Annotated in this window: 18 protein-coding genes and 3 tRNA genes; 16 read left to right on the top strand and 5 right to left on the bottom strand. The window is 65.9% G+C overall.

Features of this window, described 5'->3' with window-relative positions:
• The first annotated feature begins 3 nt into the window (after window positions 1–3).
• The 4 genes from DAD99_RS06395 to DAD99_RS06380 all read left to right on the top strand — a co-directional run bounded on the left by DAD99_RS06395 (window position 4) and on the right by DAD99_RS06380 (window position 5,942).
• Window positions 4–2,721, top strand: a complete 2,718-nt coding sequence (locus tag DAD99_RS06395; RefSeq protein ID WP_193340819.1) for a PEP/pyruvate-binding domain-containing protein — start codon at window positions 4–6, stop codon at window positions 2,719–2,721.
• A gap of 98 nt (window positions 2,722–2,819) precedes the next feature.
• Window positions 2,820–4,097 (top strand): hypothetical protein, encoded by a 1,278-nt coding sequence (locus DAD99_RS06390; RefSeq protein WP_193340818.1) that lies wholly within the window; start codon window positions 2,820–2,822, stop codon window positions 4,095–4,097.
• Between the two features lie 71 nt (window positions 4,098–4,168).
• Entirely contained in the window at window positions 4,169–5,113 is a 945-nt protein-coding gene (locus tag DAD99_RS06385; RefSeq protein WP_227007746.1) for an ABC transporter ATP-binding protein, read from the top strand.
• Window positions 5,103–5,942 carry an ABC transporter permease gene (locus tag DAD99_RS06380; protein ID WP_255527445.1) on the top strand — a complete coding sequence of 280 codons (840 nt, stop codon included), beginning with the start codon at window positions 5,103–5,105 and terminating at the stop codon, window positions 5,940–5,942. Before DAD99_RS06385 ends, DAD99_RS06380 begins: the two co-directional genes overlap by 11 nt.
• A 59-nt stretch (window positions 5,943–6,001) precedes the next feature.
• Here DAD99_RS06380 and DAD99_RS06375 read toward each other — a convergent pair whose 3' ends face one another.
• The 3 genes from DAD99_RS06375 to DAD99_RS06365 form a co-directional block, all read right to left on the bottom strand.
• The gene (locus tag DAD99_RS06375; RefSeq protein ID WP_193340817.1) at window positions 6,002–7,384 is read right to left on the bottom strand and encodes a C40 family peptidase; all 1,383 of its coding nucleotides are present in this window, start codon (window positions 7,382–7,384) and stop codon (window positions 6,002–6,004) included.
• Window positions 7,385–7,594: 210 nt separating this feature from the next.
• Window positions 7,595–8,515: a cation diffusion facilitator family transporter gene (locus tag DAD99_RS06370; RefSeq protein ID WP_193340816.1), complete on the bottom strand. Its 921-nt coding sequence runs from the start codon at window positions 8,513–8,515 to the stop codon at window positions 7,595–7,597.
• A 10-nt stretch (window positions 8,516–8,525) separates the two neighbouring features.
• Complete coding sequence (locus DAD99_RS06365) at window positions 8,526–8,954, bottom strand: metallopeptidase family protein (protein ID WP_193340815.1); 429 nt, start codon at window positions 8,952–8,954, stop codon at window positions 8,526–8,528.
• 73 nt (window positions 8,955–9,027) lie between these two features.
• On the opposite strand from DAD99_RS06365, the gene DAD99_RS06360 reads away from it, so the two are divergent.
• Window positions 9,028–9,657 (top strand): class I SAM-dependent methyltransferase, encoded by a 630-nt coding sequence (locus DAD99_RS06360; protein WP_193340814.1) that lies wholly within the window; start codon window positions 9,028–9,030, stop codon window positions 9,655–9,657.
• Between the two features lie 9 nt (window positions 9,658–9,666).
• On the opposite strand, the gene DAD99_RS06355 is transcribed toward DAD99_RS06360, so the two are convergent.
• On the bottom strand, window positions 9,667–10,608 hold the full coding sequence (locus DAD99_RS06355) for a DMT family transporter (protein ID WP_193340813.1): 942 nt from the start codon (window positions 10,606–10,608) through the stop codon (window positions 9,667–9,669).
• Between the two features lie 53 nt (window positions 10,609–10,661).
• Entirely contained in the window at window positions 10,662–11,711 is a 1,050-nt protein-coding gene (locus DAD99_RS06350; protein WP_193340812.1) for a PHP domain-containing protein, read from the bottom strand.
• Between the two features lie 167 nt (window positions 11,712–11,878).
• Here DAD99_RS06350 and DAD99_RS06345 point away from each other — a divergent pair.
• The 11 genes from DAD99_RS06345 to DAD99_RS06295 all read left to right on the top strand — a co-directional run bounded on the left by DAD99_RS06345 (window position 11,879) and on the right by DAD99_RS06295 (window position 18,645).
• Window positions 11,879–11,951 (top strand) — tRNA-Glu (locus DAD99_RS06345).
• A 90-nt stretch (window positions 11,952–12,041) separates the two neighbouring features.
• Window positions 12,042–12,115 (top strand) — tRNA-Asp (locus tag DAD99_RS06340).
• A 48-nt stretch (window positions 12,116–12,163) separates the two neighbouring features.
• Window positions 12,164–12,239 (top strand) — tRNA-Phe (locus DAD99_RS06335).
• A 224-nt stretch (window positions 12,240–12,463) separates the two neighbouring features.
• Window positions 12,464–12,940 (top strand): Asp23/Gls24 family envelope stress response protein, encoded by a 477-nt coding sequence (locus tag DAD99_RS06330; protein WP_193340811.1) that lies wholly within the window; start codon window positions 12,464–12,466, stop codon window positions 12,938–12,940.
• On the top strand, window positions 12,937–13,128 hold the full coding sequence (locus tag DAD99_RS06325; protein WP_193340810.1) for a hypothetical protein: 192 nt from the start codon (window positions 12,937–12,939) through the stop codon (window positions 13,126–13,128). The genes DAD99_RS06330 and DAD99_RS06325 overlap by 4 nt, the downstream gene beginning before the upstream one ends.
• Entirely contained in the window at window positions 13,125–13,505 is a 381-nt protein-coding gene (locus DAD99_RS06320) for a hypothetical protein (protein ID WP_193340809.1), read from the top strand. Before DAD99_RS06325 ends, DAD99_RS06320 begins: the two co-directional genes overlap by 4 nt.
• A gap of 35 nt (window positions 13,506–13,540) precedes the next feature.
• The gene (locus DAD99_RS06315; protein ID WP_193340914.1) at window positions 13,541–14,149 is read left to right on the top strand and encodes a DUF6286 domain-containing protein; all 609 of its coding nucleotides are present in this window, start codon (window positions 13,541–13,543) and stop codon (window positions 14,147–14,149) included.
• On the top strand, window positions 14,146–14,757 hold the full coding sequence (locus tag DAD99_RS06310; protein ID WP_193340808.1) for a hypothetical protein: 612 nt from the start codon (window positions 14,146–14,148) through the stop codon (window positions 14,755–14,757). The genes DAD99_RS06315 and DAD99_RS06310 overlap by 4 nt, the downstream gene beginning before the upstream one ends.
• A gap of 519 nt (window positions 14,758–15,276) precedes the next feature.
• Window positions 15,277–16,614 (top strand): ABC transporter substrate-binding protein, encoded by a 1,338-nt coding sequence (locus DAD99_RS06305; RefSeq protein ID WP_193340807.1) that lies wholly within the window; start codon window positions 15,277–15,279, stop codon window positions 16,612–16,614.
• A gap of 91 nt (window positions 16,615–16,705) precedes the next feature.
• Window positions 16,706–17,671, top strand: a complete 966-nt coding sequence (locus DAD99_RS06300; protein ID WP_193340806.1) for a carbohydrate ABC transporter permease — start codon at window positions 16,706–16,708, stop codon at window positions 17,669–17,671.
• Window positions 17,668–18,645: a carbohydrate ABC transporter permease gene (locus tag DAD99_RS06295; RefSeq protein WP_193340805.1), complete on the top strand. Its 978-nt coding sequence runs from the start codon at window positions 17,668–17,670 to the stop codon at window positions 18,643–18,645. The genes DAD99_RS06300 and DAD99_RS06295 overlap by 4 nt, the downstream gene beginning before the upstream one ends.
• Window positions 18,646–18,715 lie beyond the last annotated feature (70 nt).

The following is an 18,715-nucleotide window of genomic DNA, read 5'->3' as shown; positions in this document are numbered from 1 at the left end:
GGCATGAAGATGCCTGACACCGGCAGCCAGCCGCCCATCCTCGGATTGGAGGCGGTCACCGCAGCAATGGTTCCCTTGGTGGGTGGCAAAGCGGCGAACCTGGGGGAGCTGCTCGCCGCTGGGCTGCCCGTGCCGGACGGCTTCTGCCTCACCACGGAGGCCTACCGTGAAGCGACTGCGGGCGGTGCGCTCGCCGAGGTCCACCCGGCGCTGAAAGCAACGCCCGACGGCGACCTCCCCGCCTTGGCCGCCCTGGCGTCCCGGGCCCGGGATATTGTCCAAAACGCCCCGGTCCCCACCGAGGTGGCCGCCGCCGTCGAGGCGGCCTACGCAGCCATGGGTGACAACGTTCCGGTGGCCGTCAGGTCGTCGGCCACTGCCGAAGACCTTCCGTCGGCGAGCTTCGCCGGCCAGCAGGACACCTACCTCAATGTGGTGGGCGCAGCCGCCGTTGTGGAAGCCGTGCGAGACTGCTGGGCCTCGCTCTGGACGGACCGGGCCGTCAGCTACCGGGCAACCCGGGGGATCGATCCGGCCGCGGTGTCGCTGGCGGTGGTGGTCCAGCGGATGGTGGATGCCACCGCCGCCGGTGTGCTTTTTACCGCCAACCCGCTGACGGGCCGCCGGAAGCAGGCCGTGATCGATGCCAGTCCGGGGCTGGGGGAGGCTGTGGCGTCCGGGGCCGTGAACCCGGACCATTTCGTTGTTGACCCGCTCACCGGGCGGGTGCTGGAACGCCGGCTTGGGGACAAACGCATCGCGGTCCGGCCGATCCCCGGGGGCGGAACCCGGACGCTGGCCATCAGCAATGGCGGAGCAGCGGCCTGCCTGACGGACAAGCAGGCCGCCGAGCTGGCGGCCATGGGCCACCGGGTGGAGGGCCACTTTGGCTCACCGCAGGACATCGAATGGGCCATCGCCGGCGACGGCCGCCTCTGGCTGACCCAGTCGCGGCCCATCACCACGCTGTTCCCCGTCCCGCAGAGTGCCGCCGGCGGGAGCACTCCCGGCGGGGAGGGCATTCGCGTCTATCTTTGCTTCAGCCTGGCGCAGGGCCTGACCCGGCCCATCACGCCCATGGGCCTGGCAGCTTTCCGCCTCATTGCCTCCTCGGTGGCCCGCGCGGCGCAGTTCGACGTACCCGAGCCACGCCAGGGTCCGTCGCCGTACGCAGCGGCGGGCCAGCGGATTTACTTCGATCTGACCGCAGTAGCCCGCAGCACCACCGGCCGGCGGATTGTTCCCAAAGTCTTTGACGTGATGGAAGCACGCTCAGCCACGGTGCTGCGCCGGGTTTTCGAGGACCCGCGGTTTTCCGTGACCCGCGGGACGCCGCTGGGCTTGCTGCGGCACGTGGTCCCTGCGGCGGTGCATGCCGGGGTGCCGGAGACGCTGCTTAGGGCCATCTTCCGCCCCGACGCGGCCCTCCGCAGGACCAATCGGCGCGCGCGCGAGTTCGCCCACTCACTCGAACCGCCCGCCGGCCTCACCCCGCTGCAGCACCTGGACTACGCCGAACACGTGCTCGGCACCCGCATCTTCTCAGTAGTGCCGTCCATCCTGCCGCTTCCGGCGCTCGGGTTCGCTGCCTTGGCGCTCGCCGGAAAACTGCTCGGCGGCGGCCGGTGGGAAGATCTGCAGACTGTGCTCCGCGGGCTGCCCAACAACGTCACCACCGAGATGGACCTGGAGTTGTGGCGCCTCGCCCAGGTGATTAGGAACGACGGCGATTCCCGCACCGCCGTGACGGACCGGGCACCCGCCGAGCTGGCCGAAGACTTCCGTGCGGGCCAGCTGCCCGCCGTGCTGCAGTCCGGGGTGGCCCGGTTCATGGGCCAGTACGGGCACCGTGCCGTGGCCGAGATCGACGTCGGTTTGCCGCGCTGGTCGGACGACGCCACGCACATCCTGGGTGTCCTGGCGAATTATCTCCGACTCGAGGGCTCGGCGCTGGCGCCGGATGTCCAGTTCAGCAATGCGGCAGAAGAAGCCGAAGCCTGCGTTGAGCGTCTCGTCGCGGAGGCGCGGAGCCGCGGCCGGCTGCGCGGGGCTGTGGTCCGGGCGGCGCTGCGGCGGGCGCGGCTTTTCGCCGGATTGCGCGAACTGCCCAAGTACCAGCTGGTGGTGGGCCTTGCCGAAGTGCGAAAGCAACTGGCCCTGGCCGGTGCAGCGCTGGCGGCGGCGGGGGCAGTGGCCGAGGCGGATGACGTCTTCTTCCTGGACCTGGACGAAGCCAGGGCCGGCCTTAGCTCCGAAACAGCCGACTTTCGCGACCTGGTGGCGCAGCGGCGCGCGGACTACGCTCTGGAACTCGAACGGCGTCACGTGCCGCGGGTGCTGCTGTCGGACGGCACCGAGCCGGAAGCTGTTCCATCCGCCGGCGCTGCGGCGGCATCCAGGGTGCCGGGGGCAATGACCGGGAGTCCGGCGTCGGCCGGTGTTGTCACGGCCACTGCCCGTGTGATCCTCGACCCGGTGGGCGCGCGCCTGGAACCGGGAGAAATCCTGGTGGCGCCATCCACGGACCCCGGCTGGACACCGCTGTTCCTTACCGCGGGCGGACTGGTGATGGAGATGGGCGGGCCCAATTCCCACGGTGCCGTGGTGGCCAGGGAGTATGGCATTCCCGCGGTGGTGGGCGTCCCGGACGCCACGCTCCGGCTCTCCACCGGGCAGGAAATAACGGTCGACGGCGGCGCCGGAACCGTAGTGCCTTCGTAGCAGGGCAGCCCCCGGCAAGACTTCCTGAAGAGACGTGTGCGCTGGCGGTCCCCAGGCGTAACCTGAAGTATGGGCTCCATGGATGAAGCAGGGCTGGCATGATCCGCGCATGGCTGCGCTGGGTGCCTGCCGTAGCTGTACCTGCAGTGATCGCCGCCGGCGTGCTGGTGGGATCCATTCCGGCGAGGGCCGGCGATCCGTTGCCACAAAAGTCTCCGGCTGAGGTCCTTGCCCTCCTTGGCCAGCACAACACCGGGTCATTCTCCGGAACGGTCGAGCAATCCGCCGAACTGGGCCTGCCCGAACTGCCGGCCGCCGGTCCCACGTCCGGACCGGTGTCGGCTGGTGGAGCCGCGTCGATCCTGGCGTTCCTGACCGGTGAGCACACTGCCCGGATATTCATGGACGGGCCAACAAAGATGCGGGTCCAGGTGATGGACCGGCTGGCTGAACGTGACGTTATCCGGCGGGACGGCGAGGTGTGGTTCTACAACTCCAAGGACAACAGCGCCGCCCACCTGGCCTTGCCGGCGTTCGGCAGCGACCTGCCGCTGCCCGTCCCCGAACGTCCCGCTCTGCCAGGACCTCCCGCACCGCCCGGCGACCTGCCGGGCCGGGACCTGCCCTTGCCCGTTCTGCCTATGCCCATCCTGCCCGGCCCGCCAGTACCGCCCACCCCCGAGGACCTGGCCCGGAAGTTCCTCGCGGTCGTGGACAGTTCCACCGAGGTGACGGTGGGTCCGGACGTCGACGTCGCCGGCCGGTCCGCTTACAGCCTGGCACTGGCGCCAAGGACGCAGGGAACACTGCTTGAGAAGGTTGTCATCGCTGTCGACGGCGAGACCGGAATGCCGCTGCGCGTAACTGTGATGGCACGCGGCCAGGCGGAACCGGCCTTTGAGGCCGGCTTCACCAGCCTGTCCCTGGCGGCTCCGGACGACTCGGTGTTTACGTTCGTTGCCCCGCCAGGCGCCACGGTTAAGGAGCTGCAGGTACCACCGCTCCCGCTCCAGCCCGGCATGCCGGACCTCCCGCCCAGTCCCGGAGGGATTACGCCCGGCGTGGTTCCAGACAGCGGCCCGGAGAAGGTTCCCGGCAGCGACGCCGGCCTGCGGCACCGGGATGCACCCCGGCCAACGGTGACTGGCAAGGGCTGGGAGACCGTCATCGGGTTCCCCGCGGCACCCGACGGCCAAGGGGCTGCCTTGCCTGAATCCTTGCTGAAGGATCCGCTCCTGTCCCAGGCCGCCGTCGTCGTACCCGGCGGAAGGCTCCTGTCCACGGCACTGGTCAACGTCCTGCTGACCGACGACGGCAGGATCTTTGTGGGGATGGTCCCGGCGGAGCGGCTCCAGGCCGCCGCCGGCGCAGTGTGACCGCGGCCGGGGGGACGGCTGCCGGACTGGCCGCCGCCCGGACCAGCCCTCAAAGGAACGGCACAACCGGGCTGACCATCGAGACCCAGGGCCTGACTAAGCGTTTCGGCAACCAGCTGGCGGTCAACAACGTGGACCTCGCTGTTCCCCACGGTGCCGTGTTCGGGTTCCTGGGCCCTAACGGTTCCGGCAAGACGACAACCATCCGGATGCTGTTGGGCCTTGCTGCCGCGTCGGCCGGAACCGTCAGCGTCCTGGGCCTGCCGATGCCGCAGCGCCTGCATGAGGTTCTGCCGCGCGTCGGTGCCCTGGTGGAGGGGCCTGCGTTTTATCCGTTCCTTTCCGGCACCGCCAACCTGCACCGCCTGGATGCTGCCGGCCGGCATGCGGCGCCCGCTACCCGGACCGCCCGCGTTGCTGCCGCGCTTGAGCGGGTGGGCCTCTCACACGCCGCCGGCAAGCGGGTCCACGCCTACTCCCTGGGCATGAAGCAGCGGCTGGGGATCGCCAACGCATTGCTGTCGCCGCGGGAGCTGCTGGTGCTCGATGAGCCCACCAACGGACTGGATCCGCAGGGAACGCGGGAGGTGCGGAGCCTGGTCCGGTCGCTGGCCGCCGATGGTGCCACCGTCTTTATCTCCAGCCACCTCCTCGCCGAGGTGGAGCAGATCTGCACGCACGCGGCCATCATGAGCGCCGGGCGGCTGGTGGCCCAAGGGCCGCTGGCCGAGTTCCGCCAGGCAGGCGAGACCCGGATCCGCCTGTTAACGCCCGACGCCGGGACGGCCAGCGAGGTCCTGCTGCGGTTGGGCATGTCCCCGGGAACGGGGACGCCTGAACCGGACGGCGACGTTCTGACCGCGGTCGCGGCCGCGTCCCGGCTTGAGGCCCCGGAGGACATTGTGGCGGAGCTCGTGGCAGCCGGGGTGCGCGTCCGCGGTTTTTCCGTGGAGCGGGAGAGCCTGGAGGAACGCTTTGTGGCGCTGACGGGAGAGGGGTTCGACATTGCCCAATAGTGCTTCGAGCGCGCCGTCGAGCCTGTCCCTGCTGGGGTCCGAGCTGAAGACGCTTTTCCGGCGCCGCCGGACCGCGGCCATGCTGGTGGCCCTTGCCGCTATACCGGTGCTGATCGCCGTCGCTGTCCGGCTCTCGTCATCCGTTCCTGCCGGGAGGGGACCGGCGTTCCTGGACCGGATCAGCCAGAACGGGCTGTTCGTGGCGGTTACGGCGATGCTGGTTTCCGTGCCCCTGTTCCTCCCCCTGACCATCGGGGTGGTGGCGGGCGATACCATTGCCGGCGAGGCCAGCCTGGGCACGCTGCGTTACCTGCTGGTGGCGCCGGCCGGTCGCGTGCGCCTGCTGCTGGTGAAGTACGCCGGAGCACTGGCGTTTTGCATCGCCGCGCCCGTCACGGTGGCCCTTGCCGGGGCCGCGATCGGGGCGTCGCTGTTCCCTGTCGGGCCGGTAACGCTCCTGTCCGGGGATGTCGTCCAGCCGCCTGAGGCCGCGCTGCGGCTGGTCCTGATCGCCGCCTATCTTGCGGTGTCCCTGGCCGGGCTTTCGGCCATCGGCCTGTTCCTGTCCACCCTGACGGTGATCCCTGTCGGCGCGATGGCCGCCACGGTGGTGCTGTCGGTGGTCTCCCAGGTGCTGGACCAGCTGCCGCAGTTGGAATGGCTGCACCCTTGGCTGTTTACGCATTACTGGTTCGGCTTCGCGGACATCCTGCGCCAGCCGGTGCTGTGGGACTCTTTTGCCAGCAACGCGCTGCTGCAGGCGGGCTACGTGGCCGTGTTCGGGGCGCTCGCCTATGGCCGGTTTGTCACCAAGGACGTGCTGTCCTGAGCCTCGAGCGCTGGGCCTGAAGTCCCGGGCCGGAGCCTCGGACCGCAGCCCTGTCCGCATCAGTAGCGGGCTGCGTAAGGGTGGAGCTGCATCCCGGCCATCCAGCTCAACTGGGTCACGCTGATGCCCTCGTCCGGATTCAGCGCCTGAACTACCTGGCCGTTGCCCAGGTAGATGGCCACGTGATAGAAGCCCGGGGCTGAGCCCCAGACCAGCAGATCGCCGCGCCGGGCCTGGGAGATTGGCACGTGAACGGGGGCCGCCGCGTACTGCTGGGCAGCGGTGCGAGGCAGGTACTTGCCCGCGGCGGCGAAGGCCGTTTGCACAAGGCCGGAGCAGTCAAAACCGTTGGGGCCGGTGCCGCCGTACTGGTAGAAATAGGGCGACCCCACCTTGGACATCGCCACTGAGATGGCCGTCTCGTTGGAGCCGCCCTGCGATGGGGCCGGTGTTGGCGCCGGAGCGGGCGCGGGCGCTGGAGCAGGTGCTGGCGCAGGAGCCGGGGCCGGTGCTGGGGCCGGAGCGGGAACAGGCGCTGGAGCTGGCGCGGCTGGCAGGTTCCCGCCGCCGCCGCCGGCGGCCGGTCCGGCGGCGGGCCGGTCTGCTGCTTGCGCCGCCGCAGCCCGATCAGCAGCCGCAGCCAGTTCGGCGAGCCTGGCTTCCTCGCGCTGCCTGTCCAAGGCGTCAATGCGAGCTGATTCGAGAGCCACTGTGGTGTTCCGCAGCTGGGCGAGTTGATCCACGAGGATTGTCCGCTGCGCCACGGCTTCGGTTACGGCCTTGGCCTGGGCGGCGTTGGCTTGTTCGGCCTCTTCTTTGCGGGCTTCGGCCTTTTGGGCGGCGTCGTCAGCGGCCCGGTTGGCGTCGTCGGCGGCGGCCGTCAGGGACTGCGCTGCGGATGCTGCGGATGCCGCCGATTCGAAGGCACGGCTCCGGCTGGCCGAAATGGCTTCCAGCGTCGCAGCCTGGTGCAAGGATTCGGGGTTGCCGCTGACGAACGTGCCCAGCGTAGGGTTCAGCCCGCCGTTGCGGTATAGGTCGCCGGCGAGCTGACCCACCTGCTTCCGGGTCCTGTCCTGCTCTTGCGTCGCAGCGGTGGCCCTGGCCGTGGCCATTTCCGCCGCCATCTTGCGGTCCTGCAGTTCAACCAGGGCTTCACCGTAGGCGTTATTGGCCTGCAGAGACAAGGCAAACGTGGCTTGCTGGGCGCTCTTGGCGTCCGCCAGGAGGCGTTCGATGATGGTGACCTGATCCGCCGTCGCGCGTTCACTCGCCTTGGCTGTGGCGATATCCTCCGGGGTGGGAAGCTCCGGCGACGCCGGGCGCTGGAGACTCGGAGCCTGCGGCGGCGGCGCTGCCTGGGCCGGGAGGGTCATGGTGCCGAAAAGTACGACGGCGGTGCACAGCACGGCGGCCTTCAGGCCGGATCCGGTCAAACCCATTCGCAGAACCTCGCACGCAGTAGGGCTGGGGGAGCGAGGTCTGGTGGCGGCACAAGGAGCCCCTCTGCCGATCTCCCAGCAGTCCGAGGCTACGTGAGCGTGTGCACTTTGGCAACACTGGTCACATCAATAACATAATCAACAAGAGTGTGATCCCGGCGTATATGGATCCGGCGTGTCGTGCCGAGCCGGTGTCGTCCGCCGCAAGGGTCAGGCGTGCTGGCGCGATTCGTGCTCCGAGTGACTTGCGGGCTCCAGCTGGAAAGTGCAGTGTTCGGTGTCAAAGTGGGAGCCCAGGCAGGTGGTCAGCTTGTCCAGGAGCTGGTCGGCGCCGCGGGCATTGAGGACGCCGTCCTCCACCACCACGTGGGCTGAAAACACCGGCACGCCGGAGGTGATCGTCCAGATGTGGATGTCATGCACGTCCACCACGCCGTCAACGCTGAGGATGTGTTCGCGGATCATCTGCACCTCCACGCCTTTAGGGGTCGCCTCCAATAGGACGTCCACCACATCGCGCAGCAGGCTCCAGGCCCGCGGCAGGATCATCAGGGCGATGAGCACGGAGGCGATCGTGTCGGCGGCCTGGTAGCCGGTGAACATGATGACCAGGGCAGCAACAATGACTGCGACTGAGCCCAGCAGGTCGCCCAGCACTTCAAGGTAGGCGCCCCGGATGTTCAGGCTGTCCTGGTGTGCGCCGCGCAAAATCAGCATCGAGACCAGGTTGGCCACCGCGCCCAGGATGGCCACGAAGAGCATGATGTCGGTGTGGACCTCGGGCGCGGAGCCAATTCGGCGGATGGCCTCGGTGAAGATGACCACCGAGATGACAATCAGAATCAGCGCGTTGGCCAGGGCGGCCAGGACCTCGGCCCGCTGGTAGCCGTAGGTCCGCTGATCGCTTGCGGGGCGTCCGGCGATCCATGCAGCCAGGAGAGCGATGGTCACGCCGGCCGCATCCGAGAGCATGTGGCCGGCGTCCGCCAGCAGGGCCAAAGATCCGGACAGTGCCGCGCCGATCACCTGGACCACCACCACAGCAAGTGTGATGGCCAGGACGGCGATGAGCCGTTTGCGGTGGCGGCCTGTCGCCGTGATCCCATGCGTGTGGCTGTGGTCGTGTCCCATGCCTACAAGGCTAGTCCCAGCCGAGCTCGTGCAGCCGCCGGTCGTCGATGCCGAAGTGGTGGGCAATCTCGTGCACCACCGTCACAGCCACTTCCTGGATCACCTCGTCGCGGGACCCGCAGATATCCAGGATGGGCTGGCGGAAGATGGTGATCCGGTCCGGCAGTGAACCGGCATCCCACCATGAATCCCGCTCCGTCAAGGGAACGCCCTCGTAAAGGCCCAGCAGAACGGTGTCCGGTTCATCGCCCGGGCCGGGCACGTAGTCGTCCTCGACAAACACGGCCACGTTGTCCATGGCGGCCGCCAGTTTGGCGGGGATCAGTCCCAGTGCATCCGTGACGGCGGCCTCGAAATCGTCAGCGGACATCTCAAACGGACCGGACTCTTGCGGACCATCCGGGATGATGGGCAGGCCGGGCGGCAGTTTGGCGGGCATAATCAGACTCTAGTCCGCAGCCCGGTCGGCGCGCATACTGAAACCCGTCCTTGACCGCCTTGGGAGGAGCCTGATGTCCGTCCACCATCGCCTTTTTGCCGCCACTTACGACGCACTATCGGCCTCTGTGGAGCGCCGTGAGTTCGCTCCTCGACGGGCTCGGCTGCTTTCCGGGCTGACGGGAACCGTGGTGGACGTCGGCGCGGGCACCGGGGCGAATCTGCGGCACTTCCGCCACGCTGAGCGGGTAATCCTGGTAGAGCCGGACCGCTACATGCGGGCCAGGTTGAGCTCCCGGCTCGGGGAGTCATCGGTTCCGGTGGAGGTTTCCTGCGCCGATGCGGAGCACCTGCCGCTGCCGGATGGCGCGGCGGACGCTGTTGTGTTCACCTTGGTTCTTTGTTCCGTTCCGGATCAGCGGCTTGCCCTGTTGGAGGCACGCAGGGTACTCAAACCCGGCGGGACACTCGCGGTGCTGGAACATGTCCGCGGACAGGGCCGGGCGGCCCGCTGGCAGGACAGGCTGGACGGCCTGTGGGGCCGATGCGTGGCGCCGGGGTGCCACATCAACCGGAACACGGTGGCATCCATCGGCGACGCCGGGTTCGAATTCACGGAAATCAGCAGGTTGGAAGCCCCTGCGGTTGCCCTGGCCACGCCCATCATCGCGGGTACCGCAGTGCCGAGCCCGACGTTTCGCTGAACGGAGCCCCTACCGGGACCTGCGGCGCGTCAGGCCCACACCCACCAGGCAGACCAGCCCGCCCACCAAGCCCAGCACCGCGGGCACTTCGCTGAGGACCAGCCACGAGATCAGGATGGTGGTGCCCGGCACAAGATAAGTGGTGGCCGCCAGTTTTCCGGCGTCAATCAGGGACAGCGCGTAGGCCCAGGTGGTGAAGGCGATGGCGGTGGGGAAGATGCCCAGATAGACCAGGCCCAGTGTCGCCGGCAGCGGTGCCGACTGCAGCTCGGACACCAGCTGGCCGCTGAACGGCAGGCAGCAGACCGCCCCCACCATGATGCCGAACCAGGTGGCCTGGCCCGCCGGGAACTTCCGCAGCACCGGTTTCTGGATGATGACGCTGACGGCGGCGAGCACAGCGGCAAGGAGGCAGAGCAGCACGCCCGCCACATCCGCCGTCGAACGTTCCCCGGTACCTGAGCCGGAGCCAAACGCGATCAGTGCAACCCCGCCGAACGCCACCAGGCTCCCGATAATCAGCCAGCGCGGGAAGCCCTCCTTGAGGAAGACGCCGGCCATGATGGCAACCAGGATGGGATTGACGTTGATCAGCAAGGCGGCGGTCCCGGCGTCCAGCAGGTGTTCTGCCGCGTTCAGGGCTACGTTGTAGCCGCCGAACCACATCACCCCGTAGCCCAGGATGGGCCACCATTCGCGGCCCCGCGGCAGCAGCTTGCTTTTGGCCAGCTGCGGCAGTACCAGCGCGCCGAGCACGACGGCGGCAACCGCCAGCCTGCCCAGGGTCAGGGAACCGGGGGAGAAAGTGGGGCCGATGGCCCGGATCCCCACGAAGGCCGAGGCCCAGAGCACCACGGTGACCACCACGGCAGCGACGCCGAGCGCGTTGGGACGGCCAGGTGACGGGCGAAGCGCGGTTGCTGCTGCGCTGAGAGGGGTGCTTGAAGCCATGCTGCCAATCTAGCCCTGCCGCGGCGCCGGCAGCTGGCGGGAATCGGACACGTCTAGTCGATTTTCTGCCAATCCCGGGCCGACCACTCCAACAGCCGCTCCAGGGGCCAGGTGGTAACGATGCGGTCCACGGGCACATTGTTGTGCGCGGCACGGGCCGCCCCGTACTGGAGGAAGTCGAGCTGGCCCGGAGCGTGGGCGTCGCTGTCGATGGAGAACAGGCAGCCGGCGTCCAGGGCCAGCCGGATCAGGTCATCCGGCGGGTCCTGCCGCTCGGGGCGCGAGTTGATCTCGACCGCCACATTGTTTTCGGCGCACGCCGCAAATACCTTCAAGGCGTCGAAGTCCGATTGCGGGCGCGTGCCACGGGATCCCTCCACCAGGCGTCCGGTGCAGTGGCCCAGCACGTTGGTCCGGGGGTTCTGGATGCCGTGGAGCATCCGTTGGGTCATGGTGGCGCCGTCAGCCCGAAGCTTCGAATGGACGCTGGCCACCACAATGTCCAGACGGTCCAGCATCTCCGGTGACTGGTCCAGTTCGCCGGATTCCAGGATGTCCACCTCGATGCCGGTCAGGAGCCGGAATCCGTCCTTTTCGCCGTCAGCTGCGGAGGCGGCGTTGATCGCGGCCACAACGTCGAGCTGTTCGGTCAGGCGCTCGGCGCTGAGCCCGTTGGCGATGGTCAGGTTGGGGGAGTGGTCTGTCAGCGCCAGGTACTCGCGGCCCAGAAGTCGGGCAGCGTCTGCCATGAGGTGGATGGGAGAGCCGCCGTCGGACCAGTCGCTGTGGCTGTGGAGGTCGCCCCGGAGCGCTTCGTGAAGCTCGGCCCCACCGTCCGCCAGCGGCACCGCGCTGCGCTGGCGAAGATCCTCAAGATACTCGGGCACCTCGCCGTCCACAGCCTGTCGGATCACTTGGTAGGTCCTGTCGCCGATGCCCTTCAGGCTCTTGAGCCTGCCGTCCCGGGCCCGGGACGCCACCTCCGAAGGGTCGAGTCCGGCGATGATCCCGGCCGCCTTCCGGAACGCCTGGACCTTGAACATGGCAGAGCGTTCCCGTTCCAGCCAGAAAGCAATTTCATTGAGCGCGGCGACGGCATCCATCTGTCCATCTTCGCCTGTTCCGGCCGCTTCGGTCAGGTGCCTGCGGGCCGATTTTGAGTTATTCCCGCCGAGGCCCTATAGTTTTAGAGTCCAGTTCGGAGCAACTGCAAACGAGAAGACTGAGAGCCCTGGCTCGAAGCCTTTTATTTTGTGCCGAACGGGTTCTGGCCCCCATCGTCTAGCGGCCTAGGACACCGCCCTTTCACGGCGGCGGCACGGGTTCGAATCCCGTTGGGGGTACGCAAGGATCTGGTCTGGCAGGCTGAAAACGTCTGGTAAGCTGGAAGCCTTGAAAAAAGCGGTAGCGATGCCGCGAAGCAGCAAAATCAAGGCCCTGTAGCGCAGTTGGTTAGCGCGCCGCCCTGTCACGGCGGAGGTCGCGGGTTCAAGTCCCGTCAGGGTCGCTCTGATTGCTGGAAGAAATTCCGGCAGTCAAGGTGACATGTCACCTAGGCTCTGTAGCTCAGTTGGTAGAGCGTTCGACTGAAAATCGAAAGGTCACCGGATCGACGCCGGTCGGAGCCACCACTGGGAAGCATCAGTTCTTCGGAACTGGTGCTTTTCTTCTTTAACCGGGGCACCCGCCTGCGCAACGCTTCCTCCCGCTCCGTCCAGCGCTCTCAGGAGCAATCAGTGGACAGAACTCAGGAGGGGGAGGGCCGGCTCTTTGCTAGGAGGCTGACTCTCCGCAGCTTCCCGCGCCGGAACTCCCGTTAGGGATAGGGTTGGGAGCAATAGAAGGGGAGTGCCTGATGGAATACCAGAACCCACAACCCGCTGCGGGTGTCGAGCGCCAGCTGGCTACCAGCCACCACGACGCCAGCCAGGCGCCCGTACCAGGGCATGGCCGCACCGTGATCGCGGAGACCGCCGTGGCAAAAGTTGCCGGCATCGCTGCCCGCGCCGTGCCGGGAGTCTACTCGCTGGGTTCCGCCCCGTCCCGTGCGCTGGGAGCCATCCGGGATGCCGTCGGCAGTTCGGACCATGCGGCCGGTGTCCGCGCCGAGGTCGGTGAAACGCAGGTGGCGGTAGACATCAGTTTGGTGGCCTCCTACGGTACGCCACTGCATTCCCTGGCCGATCAGGTCAGATCGGCCGTGTACCGCGCGGTCGAGGAACTCGTTGGCCTGCAGGTCATCGAAGTGAATGTCGAAGTAACCGATGTCTACGTGGCACCGCCAGCGAAGGCCGGAGCGCCTGCCGGCGCCGAGAGGGAGGCACTCCTGTGAACCTGACCGTTGTGGGCATCGCCATAGGCGCCTTCGTGGCGTTTATGTCCTTCCAGTTCGGGCTGTGGGGCTTCCTGGTCTCCCTCCTCTTTATGGCTATCGGCGCCCTTCTGGGCCGCGCAGCGGAAGGGAAACTGGACCTGCGCGGCGTCCTGGACGCCATCATCGGCCGGCGCTCCTCGTCATGACGTCAGCGTCGCCTTCCTTCCCGGTCCACGTCCTGAACGGACACAACCGCATCAGCACGCAGGCCCTGACCAGCCTTGCCAGGACAGCAGCCGCGGAAGCCCTCGGCGTGGATCCCCACGATGTCCGGGCGGACTGGGCGGACGACGACGGCCTGCTGGCTCTGTCGCTCGTGTCACCTATCAGGATCCCGCCGCTGGCCACCGTGCTCAGGGACGCAGGCCGGGTCGCCGCGTTCGGCGGATCAATTTGGGACCGGACGGTCGATGCCAAAGCCAGGATCCTCTCGACGGTCACGGCCCTCAGCGGCGCCCGTCTGAGCAGGGTAGATATCCGAATCAGCGGCGTTAAACCGATCGAGGGAGGCCGGGTCCAATGAGCGGCGGAACAGTGGACGGGGACCTGGCGGATTCGATGCCAACAAGCCGCGCCCGGGCCCGGCCGCAACCTGACATGCGCCGGGTCGTCTACCGGGAGACACATTCCTCGCGGGCAGCGGTGGCAACAGTGGCAGCGGTCCTGGTGATGGGGCTTGCCGGCTACGGGCTTCTCGAATCGGCCGTGCACGCCATTGGGCAGCCGGCTTGGCTGATCGAACCACAGCTGGCGGCGGAGCGCATCGTTGCCCTGCCGGCTGGTACCCCGCCGTTGCTGCTCGGTGCCAGTGGTGCCGTGGTAGCTATGGTGGGACTGTTTTTCGTGCTCAACGCCATCCTGCCGGGAAGACGAGCCCGGCATGTGCTGAACAGCGCTGGCAGTTCGTCCGCCGTGGTGGTGGATGACGAGGTCATCGCCTCCGCCCTGGCGCGCAGCGCACGGCTTGCCGCCAATGTCACCCCGGAACAGGTCATGGTGGTGGTGTCCCGGCGGCAGGTCATCGTGAATTTGCGCCCCACCTCAGGGGTTCCCGTGGCTGAGGCGGCAGTGCTGGCCGCGGTCCAGGACGAACTCAGCGGGATGTCACTGGTCCCGTTGCCTGAGGTCCGCGTCAACATTTCCACCATAGGAGTGATCGGAGCATGACGGCCACACCCTCGCTCCTCAACCGGATCCTGCTGGGCATTCTCGGGCTCAAGCTGCTCGCCGTGGGCATCCTGCTCGTCCTGCTTGCCGCGGTTCCACCAGTGGGAACCTGGTGGCATGCCTGGTCTGGATCGGCATGGCGCAGCGTCAACCAGTACTTCGACAACACCCGATTCCCGGGACGCCCGGAAAGCTGGCTCTGGATTCTTATAGCTCTTGCCTTGGTAGTCCTTATTGGCCTGATGGTGGCCTGGATCGCGCAGCAGGGCAAGGGCCGCAGCAACCTGCTGGTGGCCGAGTACGATCCCGGGACCGTGGCCGGAGACGTGCGGATCAGCGGGGGAGTAGCTGAACAGGCGTTGAAGCACGCTTTGGCTGAACGGCCCGATCTGGCGGGTGCCACGGTGGCAACCTACGATGTCCAGGGCAGCCCTGCCTTGAAAATCCGGCTCCAGCCGCGCCACGGCGTGGCGCCGCACCTCCTGGCGGACGAGGTCTATGCCTTGGTAGATGCTTTGGACCAAGTGGTTGGCAAACGGACGCCGGTCCTGATCCACATCGGCGCCGGGGCCAGGACACGGTTCAGCCGGGCCGAACGCGTCCGTTAGGGTCAGTCGACACTTGATCGTGCCGATGCCGGCGGATATTGGCTGGCAAATACCCGCCACCAATGTCCGGATGGAATGACCCGGGAATCTACGAGAACACCATGAGTGAGCAAGTAACTGGCAGCGGAGCAGCAAACGAAAGTGTCGACGGCGCGGCGTAAAAGGCAAAGGGCTTTGGCGACAAGCCCGCAGGGCTGTTCAAGGGCGGCAAATCGGCCCGAACCATGGGCCTGCCCCACGATGCCTAAGAGGGCGCCGCGCTCCCGGGGTGCGCGGCGCCCTTCTTTTGTGCGGCCTGTGGCTGCATAGTCGCACGTCCGGCGTCTCGCGGCCACGGACAGCATCGCTGAGGCGCCCAAACCCCTGGGGCGGGGCCTAGATATCCTTTCGGACACAACCGTGTGTAAGCGCTTGCATTTCTCGCTTGGACTCGATTAGTGTGTGATTCACACCACGTGAAGATGTCGGTCATCTTAGTCTCACCTGTTGAAGTTCTGTACTCACCGAGGAGTCCTCAGTATGAAAAACCGCAAATACCTGCTTCCGGTAGCTGCCACCGGAATTCTGGCGCTAGCCCTGACGGCATGTAGTTCAGGCAACGGAGGCGGCGGTACGTCCGCCAGCGACTGTACTGCCTACGAGAGCTACGGCAAGCACGACGGCAAGACAGTTTCCGTGTACTCCACCATTGTGGATATCGAGGCAACGAACCTGGAAACCGCCTGGTCAACGTTTGAGGAATGCACCGGGGCGACCGTCAAATACGAAGGAAGCAAGGAATTCGAGACCCAGATCGGGGTTCGGGCGAAGGCAGGGAACGCCCCGGATATTGCCATTTTCCCGCAGCCCGGGCTGATGGCGGATCAGGCGAAGGCCGGCAACCTGAAGCCGGCCCCGAAGGCGGTCTCTGATCTTGTGGACAAGAACTGGTCAGCAGACTGGAAGAAGTACGGCACGGTGGATGGGGTCTTTTACACTGCCCCGATGCTGGCGAACGTCAAGGGCTACGTCTGGTACGCCCCAAAGACATTCAAGGACAAGGGCTGGCAAGTTCCCAAGACGTGGGACGAGATGCTCTCCCTGTCGAAGAAGATCGCGGATGACGGTGCCATGAAGCCGTGGTGCGCAGGTTTCGAGTCCGGCGAAGCGACTGGTTGGCCCGGCACCGACTGGGTGGAGGACGTTGTTCTCCGGGCCCAAGGCCCTGAGGTCTACGACCAGTGGGTGACGCACGGTATTCCCTTCAACGACCCCCGGATTGTTGATGCCATGAACAAGACAGGCGAGATCCTGCTGAACCCGGCTTATGTTAATGGCGGATTCGGCGACGAGCGTTCAATCCTGACTACCGGGTTTGCCCAGGCAGGCCAGCCCGTCCTTGACGGCCGGTGCGCCATGCACCACCAAGCTAACTTCCAGGCGGCCAACTGGCCGGAAGGAACTGTGGTGGCGCCCGATGGCGACGTCTGGGCCTTTATGACGCCCCCTATTGACGCCAGCAAGGGCAAGGCAATCACCGGCGGCGGCGAGATGGTGGGCGCTTACTCGGACACCCCCGAAGCCCAGGCATTCCAGACCTACCTGGCCAGTGCCGAGTTCGCCAACAACCGCGTCAAGCTTGGCGGCGTGATTAGCGCCAATAAGGGACTGGATCCGGCAAATGCCCAGACAGAGCTCGACAAGCAGTCGATCGCCCTGCTGCAGGACCCGGACACCGTCTTCCGCTTTGACGGCTCTGACCTGATGCCCGGCGCCGTAGGTTCCAACTCCTTCTGGAAGGGCATCGTTGCCTGGATCAACGGCACTCCCGCCCAGCAGGTTGCTGACAGCATCGAAAGCAGTTGGCCGGCGAGCTGACCTCCTTGACGCAGCGCCCTTGGGACGACCAGTCCTAAGGGCGCTGCGCCGACCTGTACAAACTGATCCACGCACACCACGGAGGTTGGCAATGGAATTCCTTGGAGGAAAATTTCTTCAAGTCTTTATAGCCTTAGCGGTTTTTGCTGCGCTAATTGGACTCATCATGCTGCTTGTGGACAGGGCTCCCAAATCAGCAAAAGACAAAGTAACTATCATCGGCTTTCTGGCGCCAGCCGCAATCCTGATGCTGCTAGGCCTGGTGTATCCGGCCATCCAGACATCATTCTTGGCATTCACAGATGCTTCTGGCCAATTCAACGGAGCCGATAACTTCGTGTGGATGTTTACCCAGCCCGAAGCGCTGGCCACCCTCCGCAACACCGTCATTTGGACAGTATTGGTGCCTTTGCTGTCCACGGTATTCGGTCTCGCCTACGCGGTTTTCATCGATAAGGCGCGTGGTGAAAAGGTCCTCAAAGCACTCGTGTTCATGCCGATGGCCATATCGTTCGTCGGCGCCGGCATTATCTGGAAGCTTGTATATGACTACCGTGGCCCCAGCATTGAACAGACAGGCGTCTTTAACGCTCTCCGGGTTGCCGTGGGGTTGGACCCAAAACAGTTCCTCCTGGATGCACCGGAAAACACCTTCTTCCTCATCATCGTTATGGTGTGGATCCAAACGGGTTTCGCCATGGTGATTCTCTCGGCCGCCATTAAGGGCGTTCCGATGGAACTAGTGGAGGCGGCCCGGCTGGACGGAGCCAACCCATGGCAGCAATTCCGCAATGTGACGGTACCTGGAATCCGAGGCGCCTTGGTCGTGGTGCTGACCACTATCACCATAGCCACCCTGAAAGTCTTCGACATCGTCCGCACCATGACTGCGGGCAACTTTGACACGTCTGTGGTCGCCAACGAGATGTATACCCAAGCGTTCCGTGCCGGCGAACCGGGCAGGGGAGCAGCGCTCGCCCTCGTCCTGTTCCTCCTCGTCCTGCCAATTGTGGTCTACAATGCCCGCGTACTCCGTCAGCAAAGGGAAATCCGATGACCGTCATGCCAGCGCCGGATGAGTCGGCCAACACTTCACGGACCCAGACGCGCAAGGACAAAAGCCGCCCCACTTCGCCGGAGGATTCGGCTCCGATCATGCGGAGAGTCAAGTCCAAACTGACATCGAGATGGGCCACGGCGGCCGCTGTGATCATTGCGACGGTGTGGACCGTGCCCACCTTCGGCCTCCTGGTTTCCTCGATCCGACCCGCAGTTAAACAACTGGGTCCGCGGTCGGACGGCTGGTGGAATTTCTTTGTCGATTGGGACTTCACCTTTAAGCACTACGTCGATGTGACAGCCGCAGCCGGATCGCAGTCCGCCAACCTGTCCCAGTACTTCGCCAACTCGCTGGCGATTGTCATTCCGGTGACCGTCTTTGTTCTGGTGCTGGCCTCCATGGCCGCCTACATCTTCGCTTGGGGCAACTTCAAGGGTCGAGAAGGGGCCTTCATTTTCGTTTTTGCACTGCAGATTATTCCGTTGCAGATGGCACTTATCCCGCTGCTGACCCTGTTCACCCAGACCCTGCAGATTCCGCCGGGGTCCTACGCCCAGCTGTGGATCGCCCATACGATGTTCGGCCTCCCCTTGGGCATCTTCCTCCTCCACAACTTCATCTCGGAAATCCCGGGAGAAGTGGTCGAGGCCGCCAAAGTGGACGGTGCAGGACACACCACGATCTTCTGGCGGATCATCCTGCCGTTGTCGGTGCCCGCTTTGGCGTCGCTGGCCATCTTCCAGTTCCTGTGGGTCTGGAATGACCTCCTGGTGGCACTGGTGTTCTCCGGTGGAACAGCAGACGTGGCCCCGATCACCCAACGACTTGCTGAGATTTCCGGTACCCGCGGCAGCAGGGACTTCCTGAATCCGGCTGCGGCCTTCGTCTCGATCATTGTGCCGCTTGCCGTGTTCTTTGGCCTGCAGCGCTACTTTGTTCGGGGTCTCCTGGCCGGCGGCCTCAAGGGCTGATCGGCCCAGGCTGACCAGCATGAAGGCCGGCCGGGCGCAACGGACGGGCAGGTAGGTAACACTGTGACGT

Source organism: Pseudarthrobacter sp. AB1, assembly GCF_014926485.1.
Lineage (GTDB): Bacteria > Actinomycetota > Actinomycetes > Actinomycetales > Micrococcaceae > Arthrobacter.
The sequence above is the reverse complement of the archived record's forward strand: the minus strand, read 5'-3'. Positions and strand labels throughout refer to the sequence as shown.